The sequence below is a fragment of the Algoriphagus aquimarinus genome (genome assembly GCF_900112005.1).
GTDB lineage: Bacteria > Bacteroidota > Bacteroidia > Cytophagales > Cyclobacteriaceae > Algoriphagus > Algoriphagus aquimarinus.
The window spans coordinates 244058-259458 of the sequence record NZ_FOKK01000001.1 but is presented as its reverse complement, the minus strand read 5'-3'; the positions used below and the strand labels follow the sequence as shown (position 1 = coordinate 259458).

12 protein-coding genes and 1 riboswitch are annotated in these 15401 nt (G+C 38.1%); of the genes, 11 read left to right on the top strand and 1 reads right to left on the bottom strand.

Annotation, left to right across the window (positions count from 1 at the left end; all coding sequences use genetic code 11):
• Positions 1–76: 76 nt before the first annotated feature.
• The 3 genes from BM291_RS01160 (at position 77) to BM291_RS01150 (ending at position 1854) form a co-directional block, all read left to right on the top strand.
• On the top strand, positions 77–712 hold the full coding sequence (locus BM291_RS01160) for a dioxygenase family protein (RefSeq protein ID WP_092894341.1): 636 nt from the start codon (positions 77–79) through the stop codon (positions 710–712).
• On the top strand, positions 705–1181 hold the full coding sequence (locus BM291_RS01155) for a YceI family protein (protein WP_092894340.1): 477 nt from the start codon (positions 705–707) through the stop codon (positions 1179–1181). The genes BM291_RS01160 and BM291_RS01155 overlap by 8 nt, the downstream gene beginning before the upstream one ends.
• Positions 1182–1359: 178 nt before the next feature.
• Positions 1360–1854: a hypothetical protein gene (locus BM291_RS01150; RefSeq protein WP_092894339.1), complete on the top strand. Its 495-nt coding sequence runs from the start codon at positions 1360–1362 to the stop codon at positions 1852–1854.
• A 120-nt stretch (positions 1855–1974) separates the two neighbouring features.
• Here the strand turns inward: BM291_RS01150 and BM291_RS01145 are convergent, their stop codons facing one another.
• Entirely contained in the window at positions 1975–4362 is a 2388-nt protein-coding gene (locus tag BM291_RS01145) for a TonB-dependent receptor (protein ID WP_092894338.1), read from the bottom strand.
• A gap of 136 nt (positions 4363–4498) precedes the next feature.
• Positions 4499–4595: riboswitch (TPP riboswitch) on the bottom strand.
• 159 nt (positions 4596–4754) lie between these two features.
• Between BM291_RS01145 and BM291_RS01140 the strand changes: the two genes are divergently transcribed.
• The 8 genes from BM291_RS01140 to BM291_RS01105 all read left to right on the top strand — a co-directional run bounded on the left by BM291_RS01140 (position 4755) and on the right by BM291_RS01105 (position 15371).
• Positions 4755–5600: a fumarylacetoacetate hydrolase family protein gene (locus BM291_RS01140; protein WP_092894337.1), complete on the top strand. Its 846-nt coding sequence runs from the start codon at positions 4755–4757 to the stop codon at positions 5598–5600.
• 130 nt (positions 5601–5730) lie between these two features.
• A complete protein-coding gene (locus BM291_RS01135; RefSeq protein WP_092894336.1) occupies positions 5731–6087 on the top strand; it encodes a hypothetical protein in 357 nt (118 codons plus the stop codon).
• 154 nt (positions 6088–6241) lie between these two features.
• Positions 6242–6598, top strand: coding sequence for a TfoX/Sxy family protein (locus BM291_RS01130; RefSeq protein WP_092894335.1), 357 nt, complete (start codon positions 6242–6244; stop codon positions 6596–6598).
• 82 nt (positions 6599–6680) lie between these two features.
• Entirely contained in the window at positions 6681–7091 is a 411-nt protein-coding gene (locus BM291_RS01125; RefSeq protein WP_092894334.1) for a hypothetical protein, read from the top strand.
• A gap of 46 nt (positions 7092–7137) precedes the next feature.
• Positions 7138–7563, top strand: a complete 426-nt coding sequence (locus BM291_RS01120; protein WP_092894333.1) for a secondary thiamine-phosphate synthase enzyme YjbQ — start codon at positions 7138–7140, stop codon at positions 7561–7563.
• Between the two features lie 101 nt (positions 7564–7664).
• A complete protein-coding gene (locus BM291_RS01115; protein ID WP_092894332.1) occupies positions 7665–9872 on the top strand; it encodes a DUF5916 domain-containing protein in 2208 nt (735 codons plus the stop codon).
• Between the two features lie 977 nt (positions 9873–10849).
• Positions 10850–14956: a PAS domain S-box protein gene (locus tag BM291_RS01110; RefSeq protein WP_092894331.1), complete on the top strand. Its 4107-nt coding sequence runs from the start codon at positions 10850–10852 to the stop codon at positions 14954–14956.
• The gene (locus BM291_RS01105) at positions 14949–15371 is read left to right on the top strand and encodes a response regulator (RefSeq protein WP_092894330.1); all 423 of its coding nucleotides are present in this window, start codon (positions 14949–14951) and stop codon (positions 15369–15371) included. Before BM291_RS01110 ends, BM291_RS01105 begins: the two co-directional genes overlap by 8 nt.
• Positions 15372–15401: the final 30 nt, after the last annotated feature.

Genomic DNA, 15401 nt, shown 5'->3' with positions numbered 1-15401 from the left:
GGTAGATTTCCCACAGCTTAGCCTATTCAATTTTTAGATGATAAGACTTCTTAGCAGCTTTTGAGAAAACTGTGAAATGAAGAACTATAAGTTTATAATGCTCTGCACGATGATAAATGTTTTCAGCTCGTGTACTGGCCAGTCTTTGGACTCTAAACCCGATCAAATCGTCGGTGGGACGTGTGAAGGCTGTGAAGCAATAGTTGAGTTTGGCGAGAAGAAGTTGTCAGCTATCGATACACTTCCAGGTTTTGAAGAGAATGAACCCAAACTAAAAATCTCCGGCAAAGTATTTCAAGAAGATGGTGAAACTCCCGTTTCCGATGTAATCATTTACATCTACCAAACTAATCGGATAGGAATATACGAGACCAAAGGAGATGAAACGGGCTGGGCGAAAAGGCACGGGATTATTCGTGGTTGGGTAAAGACAGGTAAGGAGGGAAATTATTCTTTTTACACTTTTCGGCCAGGTGCGTACCCTACTAGAGATGAGCCAGAACATATTCACATTACTGTGAAGGAACAGGGGAAAACAGCTTACTATTTGGATGAATTTGTGTTTGTAGATGATCCACTTCTGTCACAAGAAAAGCGAAAGAATTTGCCAAATCGCGGTGGATCTGGAATCACCAATCCTATTCTAGGGAATGGGATATGGACCATTCGCCGCGATCTTATTTTAGGTAAAAATATCCCGGATTATGAATGAGCTGCTAGGTTTCATCTGTGGGCTAGTGTTGCTTAGCTGTGCGGAAAGATCAGATTCTAAATCTTTGGAATACATATTTGCTCCAATTTCTAATGTGGAGGCTGATTCAATTGAAATTGATCTTAATGAATCGAAGATTTATTGGAAAGGTACTAAGATGATGGGCTTGGGAAAGCATGAAGGCGAAATGGAGATACGCTCAGGTTATTTATTGAAGACAAATGGGCAATTGACTGGAGGAGAAATCATAGTGGATATGAAGAGTATCAAGGTAACAGATATTCCTGCCTCAGACCCGATTCCCATCCGAAATCTCACCAATCACCTCAAAAGCGCTGATTTTTTTGATGTGGATACGTATCCTTTTTCAACATTCAGAATTGTTCAAATCAAAAGGAATGAACACGGAGAATTACTAATAAGCGGAGAACTGACGATTAAAGGAATTACGAATTCTATTTTCCGCTAAAGAACATGGAAAACGGTTTGTCACAACAATCGAAATCGACCGCTTCGATTGGGATATTGCCTATAGTGGAAGTTGGGTGGATCGCACGCTCGTGGATAGAGAAATTCAACTTAGGGTAGAAATAGTGTGTAATTGAGAGATTCTTTATTTTATTGAGGTATCAATTAAACTTATTCAATTGGATCAATTCAATCACAAAAATCTAAGTTCAGGAATCAATGGATCGAGCTTGTTAGGGCTAATTCTTCTAGCAGCTGGTCTTATTGTGTTACTTGTTCCATTGTTTATTGAAGTGAATACAGATTCGCAAAAGATTTGGATCGTTGGCGGCGGAGCTTTGGTGATTGGAATGCTAATAGTCTCTATTTACTCAGGAACTCTGATTGATTTTCGAAGAAATGAATTCAAAGAATACCAGAGCATTCTCTGGTTCAGGATAGGAGAATGGCAAAAGCTTCCGAAGATCGAACGTGTTGAATTAATTCTTCACAGTTATCGAAGTACAAATACACCAAATGGAATTAGCCCTACCCTTTCGCGCGAAGTCACCATCTATAAATGTGTATTGATTGCCAATGGAACCAAGTTTTTAGCGCTTGATTTCACTAGAGAAAAAGATGCAGTTCTGGCTTTGGAGGAAATAAACGAGAGGTTGGGGAATTTGAAAAAATAGACTCAAAATTATAAACCAAAAAGCTTCTGTCTCACCTCTCAACACTGAAATGACGTAAAAAAAGCACTGATTTTCCTCAATCGATTATGGGAAAACCAGTGCTTTTCTTAATAAAGACCCTTAGAATTTCAAGCTCAAACCTAGCATAAAGTTAGTTCCAGCCATTGGATAATAGTAATTCTCCGTCACTAATTCTTTTTGACTTTCGCCAGGAACGAAGTAGCTGAACGTATAGCCATTTGGCTCATACATCTCATTGAAGATATTGTTCACCAGAAGGTTTAGCTCCAAGCTTTTGAAAAAGCGTGGCTGAACGGAGTAGCTGATACGGATATCATTGGTCAAGAAAGCATCGAGGGATCTTGCATCGCTGCTGGTATTGTCCAAGTATTGCTTGCCTACATACTTACTCAGCCAGTTCAGCGAAAGATTCTTTACTGGCTTAAACTCGATCATAGCAGATGCTACAGCATTTGGGGAAAGAGCAATATCGGTGTCAGTATAAGTGAAAGCTTCCTGTGTGAATTCGGCAGTGCTGTAATCATCCACGTATTCGGTGAATTCCTTGATTCTATTTTGGCTAAGCGCAATGTTTGCTCCTAAAATCCATGATTTCGATACCTGATAAGTTGCATCCAACTCTATTCCTGCACGATATGAATTTGCTACGTTTTCACGGATGTAAGCTCCTACATTGTTGATCTGCCCTGTTGGGATCAGCTGATCTTTGTAGTCCATGAGGTAGAAATTTGCATTGTAGGTGAAACTTCCGCTTCTGGCACGTAGACCTGCTTCGATGTTGTTCAATCGCTCAGGTTTTGGAATTTCCGTGATCTGGTTATCCGTGAAATCAGATCTTTTTGGTTCTCTATTGGCTACAGCGTAGCTAGCATACCAAGTCCGGCCTGAATTCTCATAGCTAACACCAAATTTTGGATTGAAGAAGGTATATTTTTCCTCTCCATCTACGATTCGCCCATCGTCATTTAGCCCTTCAAATGAATAATCTATCACCCGTAGTTGCAGATCTCCATACAGACTTAATCCGGTGGTAAGTTCCCGTGTAGCTTTCAAATAGACATTTCGGTCATCCTTCACTGCGCTATTGTTGTAATATTTATCACGGATTTCGGTGTCCCCGGCTATTCTCGCCCAGACGATCTCTCCGAAATGTCTTCCGTCATAGCGATTTGCACCACCGCCAAGTACCGCATCCCAACGTCCATCATCTGAGATATAATTGAAGGAAGCAACTCCACCGTAAAAGTCATTATCCAGCCAAAGTCTTCTGATGATGTCCGTGTTGGTTATGATTGATTCTCCAATAGTCACATTAGGAAGACGGTAGTTGGCAAAGGCATCATCTTCTCTATACTGCTCGTAATATCCACGTCCGTAAGTATAGTGGAGTGCAGCATTTGTTTTCCAGTTACTGCCAATTTTGCCTGCATAGATCAATTGATAATGATCCTGCTGATAGTTATCTGTTTCGTTGTCGTAGGTGTAATAATTGAATTTGCGATCGTCTTTTAGCTTAGACTCAGATAGTCCATACCAGCTTTGGTAAGTTTTTTCTTTTCCGGAAAAGACATTCAGTTTCAATACATGATTTTCTCCGAAATAACCCGCTGAGACAAAATATGAGCTCAGGTCTGAGCTAGCTCTATCCACATAGCCATCGGATGTGATTTTTGAAAGCCTTGCATCTACAGCAAATCGGTTGTTTAAGAGTCCTGACCCAACTTTGATCGTATGCTTAAGTGAATTAAAAGATCCAACGGAGTTATCAATTTGCGCATACGCATCGTCGTTTCTAGTATCAGTTTGGAAGTTCAAACTAGCACCAAAAGTCGCCGCACCGTTGGTGGAGGTTCCCACCCCACGCTGAATCTGAAGATTATCCACAGAAGAGGCGAAGTCAGGCATATTTACCCAATAAACGCCATGAGACTCGGCATCATTCATCGGAATACCATTCACAGTCACATTGATTCTGCTTTGATCTGAACCTCTGATTCGCATCCCAGTATAGCCGATTCCAGCACCAGCGTCTGAAAAGGTCACTACCGAAGGAGTGAAATTCAAGAGCAGAGGAATATCCTGACCGAGATTTCTCTTGGCAAGCTCTTCTTTGCTTATCTCTTGAAATGTAGTCGGAGTACTCTGAGAAGCACGAGTTGCTGATACGATGAATTCCTCCGTCATCAGTTCAGTAGCATGGAGTTTTATCGTCAGTTCACCGGAATATGGCACTTCCAAAGTTTGCTTTACCGTGCTGTATCCGATGTATGAAACCCGAAGTTCCACGGTGCCCGATTGTAATTTGTTAATGGTGAAAAGGCCATTCTCGTCTGTGACGCCACCTTTTCCCTGATTTTCTGCCCACACTGAGGCACCTACTAAAGCTTCGCCGGATTTAGAATCCAGCACTTTTCCGCTAAGGCTCTGCTGAGCCCAGCTTGAAATGGCGACTAGGCAAAAAGCCAAGCCAAGAAATACTTTTTTCATGTGTAATATTCCCTTGCGGGAGATTGAGTGAAACATGAGAAAGCTTTAGGGAAGCTCCCCGTAATTGTTTACCCGTTAGCATGGACAAAATCTAAAATCCAGAAGGGTACCGCTTCGGTTGTTTGATTTTGTTTGTTGCTACGCTTGTTCATTTCCCTTCGCCGGCATTATCCGGATCAGGTCGTATGGGTATGATCTCAGCCCGTTTTATTAAGGCACCCCCTATGATCTATGAGCAAAGGTAATGGGGAAAAGTTGCTTCGCAAATCTGCCGATTAGAAAATTAATATTGTCAATTCTTCAAAAGTCTGTTCACCATGCATCTTTCCTCCTTTAACTTTTACCTATCTCTCAAATCTTTTTCCTAAATTTCTAATCAAACCCTATAACCTATGAAAATTTACAAACTGCCTTCGGGCACACTTTTGCAGCAAGAGAATCAAGCTTTTTTTGGTCCTGAATTAGACTGGGATGCTTTGCTGGCGCATGAAAATCTTAAAGATTATCTAAACTCACAGTCCAAGTCTTGGAAAGCGATTTCCGCTGAAGAAGCTGAGGATTTGCTAGCAAAAGGCATTTTATCCCCTATGGGAAATCAAGAAATCTGGGCGGCTGGGGTGACTTACTACCGTAGCCGAACTGCCAGAATGGAAGAATCCCAAGATGCCGGTGGAGCAGATTTCTACGATAAGGTTTATAATGCTGATCGTCCTGAGCTATTTTTCAAAGCCACCGCTAGCCGAGTTTCTGCGCCTGGAACTGCAGTGAATATCCGTAAGGATTCTACCTGGGATGTGCCAGAGCCAGAGTTGACTTTGGTGATTTCTCCTTCTGGGAAAATACAAGGGTATACCTGCGGAAATGACATGAGTAGCAGAAGTATTGAAGGTGAAAACCCGCTCTATTTGCCACAGGCGAAGGTTTATGCAGGTTGTGCGGCGATTGGTCCTTGTCTTTTCATAACGGATAAAGCCATTGAAGAGACAGCGACGATCAGGTTGGAGATCTTCAGAGCTGGAGTTTTGGCTTTTGCTGGCGAGACTGCTTTAACCCAACTGAAGCGTAAGCCACAGGAACTGGCTGGATGGCTTTTCCGCGCAGATACCTTCCCAATTGGTTGCTTTTTGATGACAGGAACAGGTATTGTTCCAGATGATTTTACGCTAGAAGCGGGAGATCGTGTGAGAATAGGAATTGACGAGATTGGTGTGTTGGAAAATTTCATTGAGAAGATCTGATCTGTAGCCATTTGCAAATGCGTTCCAGTATCAACATGATTCCTTACTAGTTTAAAAGCATGCTATGAAATTCCTTATATGCATTTTAGTCATTGCCTTTTTTTCAATATCCTGTCGGACTGAGAAAAATTTGGAAAAGAAATTTCCTCAGATTTGGAAGTTGGTGGGAAAAAGTAGTTATGGCTTAGGTGGGGACTCGGGCTTTCAGGCAATCAGTGATTCTAGTTATTTTTATGTGTTTAAGAAAGATGGGACTTTCCTCAAAACTGTTGGGAATGAAACCACTTCAGGCACATTTCAACTAGAGGACTTGATTCATGGAACGAATACAAAAGGGACGAGTTACACGCTGACCTTTCTAGATGATTTGTTAAGATATAGCTGCTATCCAAATCTTGAACATCTCCATTTAAATATGGATAATCTATTAGTTGGCGGAAGTGACCCATGCGATGGCATTACGCTATACTTTTCGAATGAAAAGTGAGGATGAGTCTTATTTTAACTGAGAATTAGAATATACGGCAGCAATAAATTCTTTGATTTACAGATTGGAAATCGACGAGGCGTCAACGATTGAATTGACAGCAATTTGACCGGCTATTTTCTTCTAATAGTAAAGAAATACATAAAACGGAATTATGGCTTTTGATGAGTATTTAGCTGAACGATTAGCTTCAAGTTTTAAGCGTAGAGGTGTTGCTTTTACTGCCAAAAAAATGATGGGAGGAATGCTGTTCATGGTAGATGATAAAATGTGCATAGGCCTGAACAGAGATAAGACTTCTGGTGAAGATCGAATGATGGTGAGAGTGGGGGAATTCGCCCAAGATATGTGTATGAAACGGGCAGGTTGTCGAACGATGGAATTTACGGGTAGGCCTATGAAGGGATTTGTCTATGTAGATCCAGAGGGATTTGATATGGATGAAGATTGGGAATTTTGGATAGAAAAGGCATTGGAATACAATCCTTTGGCAAAAAGAAGTAAAAAATAGAAAACAGTTTTTTCCCTTCAGAAAATTGGCAGAGTAATTGAATTTGGAAGACTATCCAGAAGTATAGCAACCATTTGATTCAATGAAGCAACTTATTTTATTCCTACTCTTAGCTGTTTTTGCATTTTCATGCGATTTTGATGATTACCCTGAACCAGTTTCAGGTAATCAGAAGTGGGTAATTGCTGGCTATCAAGAAGGAGGAGTATCCAGTCCGAGCTATATTTCCATTAGAGATTCTGCCTATGTTTATTCTCTTTCATCTGATGGTACTTTTAGAAAATCTATTGGAAAACAATCGATCAGTGGAACTTATGAAGAGCGATTCGAAGACGGATTGAGGAAGTTTATTTTTCAATACGAAAGTGCAAATACACAGCTCATTCACAGTTGTAGCACTGATCAGGAGCAATATTTCTTAAATAGCAAGGGGCAGCTTACAGGGACTTGGGACGCTTGTGACGGTGCCAAGTTGTATTTTGATAAGCAATAGTTTCAAGGAGAGTTTTGTACTCATTGGGCGAATCCTATTTTTGTGAATGACTCAATTTTTCCAACACAAACTTCGCTTGCAATCTTTTCCAGCAGGATATCATTTGATCACCGAGGAAATAGAGGATGCCATACCTGAAATAGCACAGATTGAAATGGGTTTTTTGCAGGTCTTTATCCAACATACTTCTGCGGCGTTGACTATCAATGAAAATGCGGATCCTACTGTCAGAAAGGACTTCCAAACATTCGTAAATGAGTTAATTCCAGAATCTTATCCACGGTTTATCCACACTTACGAAGGTCCGGATGATATGCCTGCACACATTAAAGCCAGTTTTTTTGACACAAGTCTTCAAATCCCTATTTCTGGTGGAAAACTCAACATGGGAATTTGGCAGGGAATTTATCTGTGTGAATTTCGTAGAAATGCAGGAAATAGAAGCCTGATTCTCACTGTCTTTGGGAAATAATCAGGGTATAAAAAATAGAATTCCCTTATTTTTTAACCATTAGTATAATATATGCTGAAATTGGAGGTGCTACTGATATTTTTGTTGGAAGTCCTCTACCTATGCCAAAGTATCTTCTGCTTATTACGTTAATTCTATTATTTTGTGTTCAGGGATTTTCCCAGTCTCAATCCGCGCCAAATGCATTTGCTTTTAAAGTAAAGGATCCTATTGTCCTAGATGGGGTATTGGATGAGGAAATCTGGGATTCTGAAGGATGGAGTGAGAATTTTACCCAAAATTTTCCTTCTGACACATCACAGGCAACGGCGAGCACGCGTTTTAAAATCGCTTATGATGATGAAAATCTATACATCGCTGCAGTAATGCAAAATGTGGGACCACGGAAATATGTCTCTACTTCTCTTAGAAGAGACTATCGTGGTGAAGCAAATGATGGGATTACATTCATGTTTGACACATTTAATGATAAGACAAATGCGTTTCAGTTTGGTGTAAATCCCTATGGAGTACAACGAGAGGGGTTGGTTTCCAATGGAGGTGCTAAATCAGAAGATTTAAGTTTGGCTTGGGATAATAAGTGGTTTGCGGAGGCTGTTATCTACGAAGATCGCTGGCAAATTGAGGCTATCATTCCACTATCTACCTTACGATTTCAGGATGGTGGCCAAAATTGGAATTTGAATTTTTACAGAATCGATAGCCATGAAGGTGAAAAAAGTACATGGTCACCTATCCCGCGTCAATTTTCCCTACTCTCACTAGCATTTAGCCGGAAATTGATTTTTGAGGAACCATTGGAGAAGAATGATGCCAATATTTCTCTTATTCCCTATGTGGCTTCGAGAATGTCGAGGAATTACCTAGAGGGAACAAAAGAAAAACCGACTCCATCGATTGGTGGAGATGCTAAGGTAGGTATTGGACCAGCGTTAAACCTTGACTTGACATTTAACCCTGATTTTTCACAAGTGGAAGTGGACGAGCAAGTCACTAACTTGGATCGATTTGAGATTTTTTTTCCTGAGAGACGTCAATTTTTTTTAGAGAATGGTGATCTCTTTGCAAATTTTGGACATCCGCTTGCTAGACCATTTTTCTCTAGAAGAATAGGAGTTGACCGTGACGAAAATACAGGCCAAAATATTCAGAATAAGATCATCTATGGTGCAAGGATCAGCGGTAAAATTACTGATGATTGGCGAGTGGGCATGATGAATATGCAAACAGCAAGTGACGATGAAGCAGGTATTTCGGGAAAGAATTTTTCTGTGTTGGCAGTTCAAAAGAAGATCTTTTCACGTTCGAATATTGGGTTCATTTTCGTGGATAGAGAATCATTTGCGCTGGATGAATACCAAAGTGTTTTTGATCCTAATGCATACAATCGCCTAGTAGGCTTGGAGTATAATTTAGCTTCAGAAGATAATAAGTGGACAGGTAAGGCTTTTTACCATCGAACCTTCGAGAAAGAGGTAGGAGAAAATCCAGGAACCTTCAATGCTTTTGTTCGATATAATGATTTGCACTGGAATGGGTCTGTGAGTTATCTGGACATAGGTGAAAACTATAATCCTCTAGTAGGCTTTGCTCCTAGAGTAGGTTACAAACGATTTAATCCAGATTTAGCATATGTCTTTTTTCCAAAGTCCCGAATCATCAATCGTCATGGGCCAAAGATTGATTATGAACAGTTGTTCAATGAAAATTTAGGAACGACGGATCGTGATTTAAAACTTATTTACGAAGTACGCTTCCAAAACTTAGCCCAAATAACGATCACACAGCGCAATCGGTACATTTATCTATTTAAGGAATTCGATCCTACACGAACGGGTGCAGAACCATTGCCAACAGGGACGGATTATAATACAAACACAATCGGAGTTGAATTGAAGAGTAATCCCAGAAAGCTTTTTAATATCACCTTGACGAGTGAATTCGGTCAATACTTCACAGGTAATATCCGTAAAATCCAAAGTGAAATGGCTCTTAGACTAGGGTATATTGCTAATATATCTATGAATTTCAGCTACAACCAAATCAGACTTCCAGAGCCACAAGCAGATGCTAATTTGCTATTAGTAGGTCCGAGAATTGATCTGACAGTTTCTAAGAAGTTGTTTTGGACCACTTTCATCCAGTATAATAACCAGATTGACAACTTGAATATCAATACCCGACTGCAGTGGCGTTATGCTACGGTTTCGGATATGTTTATAGTTTATACAGATAATTACTTTCCTGGGGACTTTATGCCTAAGCAGCGGTCGCTTGTATTTAAATTGAACTACTGGCTGAATCTATAGGATAATCACTGACGGACATAGTAAGTAGGAGCGAGCAAAAAATGCTTAAATCTTGAGCTAGATTTTTATACCACCTTGTCCACGCCTCATAATGATAGACAGAGAGAGTATGTTTTGATTCTAAAAGACTAATTTTTAACAAAAATATCACATTTTTTCAGCCGATTTTTAACGTTGAATTTCAAACGAATACTATCGCTATGAGTGTTAGAAGGCGGATTGTGATGATAAAAGGTGAAGGGCTAAGGGCTACGTTATCTGAGAAGCTTTTAGTGCAATTTCCTGATATAGCAGATTTATACTTACCTTTCCGATTGACTGCAGTTTCTATATACCTGCCTTCTATAATCCTAATTAGCTTGGAGCGAGGATAATAGAAATCTACCGCTAGTCTAGATAAGCCAAAATGTGGATGGAATGTGACAGGGGGAATTAGAAGGAAGGCCAAGAAAAAGGAGTTGATTATGTTCAATCTTTAAATGCTGAAGAAATAAATGCGCACGTATTTATTAAGTGGAGGACTCACCAAAGAGGGATTAATCAGTAACTACGCTAGAGAGCGCTTATAACGGCTGATGCCATTTTATGTGGCGAATAACTAGAGCGTTTCATGTGACTAAATCTGTAATTCTATAAAAGCCCTTCATTAGGGTGATAACATTTTGATATGAAAAGAGTTAGATGTTTAGAAAAAGTTGTATTTTATATAGCTACCCGTTAAGGAATATCATTTACACTGGTACACTGTGAAGAACAGAGATTAGCTCTGTATTATGTACTAGGCATGGCTAAATTTTGAACCTCATCTTTTTAAGCTGATAACGGGTAAGTGAATTAATAGTAAATCAAGGCCATAGGCCCTAAGCGAATGTGGATCTGAATTGAAGGAGGAAAGGGCAAAAGAGACAGCTATCCGGTTTTGTCTCAAATCAATCAGTTTGGATAGACTGGAGTAGTTGAATATAGAAAAGTTATAAATGATAAACTTAGAAAAGTCTATTAAAAAACGATATATATTATTTATATCTACAATTATACTGATTGTTCTTGCTGCATTGGTAATTGTACAAAACAGTGTTAATACTCAAAAACATTCTGCTCTATTAATTAGTAAAGCTTCACAACAATGTATGCTGAGTGAGAGTATTACTAATTTAGTTTTTTCCTTTGATAATAAACTAAGTAAGAGGTTAGGTAAAGACTCCCTAAATACCCTCCAAGCCTTAGTGGATGAGTTTGAAGACTCACATAAATATCTTTTTTCAATAAATAAAAGAGATGGAGATAATAGTACGTTAGATTCCCTATTAAAAATAAGTGACAGATATTTAGAAACAATAGTATTATCTAGTAAGAATATTATAAATAATCCTAGTTCAATTGAACAAGATGTAAGGATCATTGCAGAAACTGAATCTCCCTATTTTCTGACAATGCAGCGTGCAGTAGAGGAATATCAGAAGGGAGCAAGTGAGAATCTTGCAAAATTGAAGACAACAATATATTTTCTTGCTTTAATCGCAGTATTAATATTGGTAGGAGAATTTTTATTTGTATTAATGCCAGCTTTAAAACAATTATTTAAAAAGAACGATGAACTTTTAAAAGCAAATGTTAAATTATCTGCCTCAGAAAATAAGATAATAGAGAATGTGTTAGAGTTGACAAAACTCAAAACAGATTTAGAAACTAAAGAGGAGTATAATAAAATTTTTATAGAGCAGGCGCCAACGGCAATTGCTATGCTAGACAATAACATGTGCTACATCGCCGTGTCACAGCGATGGATTATAGATTATAAAATGGAAGGGCTAGAAATTATTGGCCGTTCACATTACGATCTCTTTCCTGAGATAGGTAGCGAATGGAAGGAAAATCATCAGAAATGTCTTAAAGGAGCTATTGATAGATGTGACGAAGCGCCTTTCAAACGTGTGGATGGGTCGGTTCAATGGATTTATTGGGATGTGCGTCCTTGGTATATTTCTGAAGGTAAAATCGGAGGCTTGCTTATGCATACCGGAGATATTACTCACATTAAAGACAATGAGGAAGAAAGGATCCGTATTGAGAAAATATTAGAAAAAACTAACAAAGTAGCCAGAATAGGAACCTGGGACATTAATTTAATCAAAAGTGAGATTTTCTGGAGTAAAATGGTTCGTGAGATACATGAATTGCCAGAAGATTTTGAGCCAGATTTAGAAACAGCGATTAATTTTTTTAGGGAAGGGAAAAGTAGGGATACCATCTCAAAGGCTGTTAAAGAAGCAAGCGAATACGGAACTCCTTATGATGTAGAAGTTGAACTTGTAACTGCAAATAATAAAATTATATGGACGCGGGCTATTGGTCAAGCAGAGATTTTTAATGGTAAATGCGTACGCTTGTTTGGAGTATTTCAAGATATAAATGATATAAAAATATCTCAAATTGCTTTGAATAAGGCTCATAATGAATTGAAAGCCATTTTCAATTCAGGTCCTATTGCCATAATATCCACTAATAATGAAGGTATAATTACGCATTTTAATTACGGTGCAGAAGTTTTATTGGGATATTCTGCGACTGAAATGATTGGATTAGTAAAGCCTGAGATTTATCTACTTAAAGAAGAAATAGAAGGATTTACAGAAGATATAGCCAAGGCTTATGGTATAGATGATCAGGAGTTTGACCCATTTATGGAATTAGCCAAACGGGATAACTATGATACTCGGGAATGGACCTATAGAAGGAAAGATGGATCTACATTTCCTGTTCAATTAACCTTAACAGCTATCAAAAATGATTTGGGAGAAAAAATAGGGTTTTTGAGTGTTTCATTTGACATCACTGAAAGGAAAGCGACGGAGAATGATTTACTGAGAAAAAATCAGTTGTTGAACTTTGCTGAAGAGATTACTATGATGGGGCATTGGCAATGGGATACTGTTGCTGATGAAGTAAAGTGGTCCAACAATCTTTATAAAATGTTTGAACTCAATGAAGATACTATTGATTTAAAATTCTCATCGTATTTCAATTTCGTTCATCCCGAAGACCAGCAGACTGTTACGTACTATTTTGATAAGGCTGCCAATGATAAAAAGTTTTACAGTTTTACTCACAGAATTATAACTACCAAAGGGAAAATCAAAACTGTTCAGCTTTTAGGTGAAGTAATTACAAACGCTAAGGGTGATGTAATAGAAATGATAGGCACTGGCCAGGACATAACGGAGCAAAAAATGGCTGAAAATAAATTTAGAGGTCTGTTAGAGTCTGCTCCAGATGCTATGGTGATAGCAAATGAGAATGGAGTAATACAACTTATTAATAAACAGGCAGAACTATTATTTGGGTATTCTTCCGAAGAATTGTTCCAAAAATCTGTTGATATTCTAATTCCTGAGCGATACATCACAACTACTAAAGATTTCATAGAAGATTTTTTCTCAAACCCAAAAACCAAAGGTATGAGAGAGGGCAAAGAGTTTTATGGCGTGAATAAATCAGGGAAAGAAATCCCGGTTCAAATAAGTTTTAGCCCTTTACAAACAGAGGAAGGAATCTTAGTTTCGGCAGCAATACGTGATATAACTGTACAAAAATTGGCTGAGAATGAACTGTTGCGAAAAAATCAGCTATTGAGTTTTGCGGAGAAGATTACCATGATGGGGAATTGGCATTGGGATTTAGTTACCAATATTGTAAAATGGTCTGCTAATCTTTACCATATTTTTGGGCTGGAAAGGGATACTGAATTAACCTTTGATACCTATTTTAGTTTTGTTCATCCCGACGACCGAGAAATTGTTACGGATTATTTCGATAAGGCTATTTCAGATAGAAAGTTTATTGAGCTAATGCATCGCATCCAGCTGGAAAATGGAGCAATAAAAACTATACAACTCTTAGCTGAAGTCATTACTGATAACCTGGGGAATGTTATCGAAATGGTTGGCACCTGCCAAGATGTTACAGTGCAAAGGATGGCTGAAAATAAATTTAGAGGCCTTTTAGAATCAGCGCCTGATGCCATGGTAATTGTGAATGAAGGGGGAAAAATACAACTTATAAATAAGCAGGCTGAGAAATTATTTGGATATTCATTAGAAGAATTGTTTGATAAATCTGTAGAGATTCTCATTCCCGAACGATTTATGGATAATCATCATGCACATCGGGGTAGCTTTTTCTCCAACCCTAAAGTCAGAGCAATGGGAGTGGGAAAAGGAAAGGAATTATTTGGTGTAAATAAGCACGGCATAGAAATTCCTATTCAGATTAGTCTAAGCCCACTTCAAACGGAAGAAGGGCTATTAGTCTCTGCAGCTATCCGAGATATTACAGAACAAAAATTAGCGCAAAACAAGATAATTGAAGCGAAAGAAAGTTTGGAAGTGCTGGCACAAAAATTAACTGCTCAAAATACTCAATTAGCAGATTTTACACATATTACTTCTCATAATTTACGCGCTCCAGTAAGCAATCTTAACTCGCTGTTGCATTTTTACAATACTTCAGAAAATGAGGAGGACAAGGCATATGTTTTTGAGAAGTTTGAGAAAGTAATTTTTCATCTCACCCAAACATTAAACACCTTAGTGGAAGCTATTAAGACTAAGAAAGTGTCATCCGAGAATCTTAAAAAAATTACATTTGATGATGTTTTAATTAAAACAAAAGAAATTCTTTCATCAAAAATTCTAAAATCTGGTATTTTAATTACAAGCGATTTCTCAAAAGTTGAAAAGATTTATTACAATGAAGTTTATTTGGAAAGTATTTTTCTAAATTTAGTCGATAATGCTATTAAGTATAGCCATAAGGAGCGGATACCCGAGTTGCACATTGAATCTGATATAGAAAATGGGGTAATAAGCCTAAAATTTGCAGATAATGGAATGGGAATTGACTTGGTGAGGCACGGGCATAAGTTGTTTGGATTAAATAAAGTCTTTCATAGACATCCTGATGCTAAAGGGGTGGGCTTATTTATGACAAAAACTCAAGTCGAAGCAATGGGGGGGGTGATTTCTGCTTCAAGTAAAGTTGACCATGGAACAACTTTTAATATAAATTTTAGCTATAATGAATAGTCTTTCAAATATATGTATTGTTGATGATGATGATATTTACCAGTTCATGGTAACTAAAACATTAGAGTCGCTAGGGTTAGCTAAAAAAATTATTGCCTTTTCAGATGGAGAAGAGGCGTTAAATTTTATGGTAGAAAATCTTAATAATGAGAACGAACTTCCGGATATTATTCTTTTAGACATTAATATGCCGATTATGGATGGTTTTCAATTTATGGAAGAATACGTTAAGTTAATACCAAAAGTAAGTAAGAGTATAGTAATATATATAGTGTCTTCATCTGTGGATCCAGTAGATATTGAGAGGGCAAAAAACATCAGTGCTATTTCAGGTTATATTATTAAACCTACTAAGCCAGGTGAATTAAAATCTCTTATAGAGAAGTTAAAAGAAAGTGGAAGATTATATCTTTAAAAATTACTTTAGTTTAATATTTTTTTATCC

Excerpts from the sequence above, each read along its gene's own strand:
- BM291_RS01160 (WP_092894341.1), top strand. The coding sequence starts at position 77 with ATGAAGAACTATAAGTTTATAATGCTCTGCACGATGATAAATGTTTTC.
- BM291_RS01155 (WP_092894340.1), top strand. The coding sequence starts at position 705 with ATGAATGAGCTGCTAGGTTTCATCTGTGGGCTAGTGTTGCTTAGCTGT.
- BM291_RS01145 (WP_092894338.1), bottom strand. The coding sequence starts at position 4,362 with ATGAAAAAAGTATTTCTTGGCTTGGCTTTTTGCCTAGTCGCCATTTCA.
- BM291_RS01140 (WP_092894337.1), top strand. The coding sequence starts at position 4,755 with ATGAAAATTTACAAACTGCCTTCGGGCACACTTTTGCAGCAAGAGAAT.
- BM291_RS01130 (WP_092894335.1), top strand. The coding sequence starts at position 6,242 with ATGGCTTTTGATGAGTATTTAGCTGAACGATTAGCTTCAAGTTTTAAG.
- BM291_RS01125 (WP_092894334.1), top strand. The coding sequence starts at position 6,681 with ATGAAGCAACTTATTTTATTCCTACTCTTAGCTGTTTTTGCATTTTCA.
- BM291_RS01120 (WP_092894333.1), top strand. The coding sequence starts at position 7,138 with ATGACTCAATTTTTCCAACACAAACTTCGCTTGCAATCTTTTCCAGCA.
- BM291_RS01115 (WP_092894332.1), top strand. The coding sequence starts at position 7,665 with ATGCCAAAGTATCTTCTGCTTATTACGTTAATTCTATTATTTTGTGTT.
- BM291_RS01110 (WP_092894331.1), top strand. The coding sequence starts at position 10,850 with ATGATAAACTTAGAAAAGTCTATTAAAAAACGATATATATTATTTATA.
- BM291_RS01105 (WP_092894330.1), top strand. The coding sequence starts at position 14,949 with ATGAATAGTCTTTCAAATATATGTATTGTTGATGATGATGATATTTAC.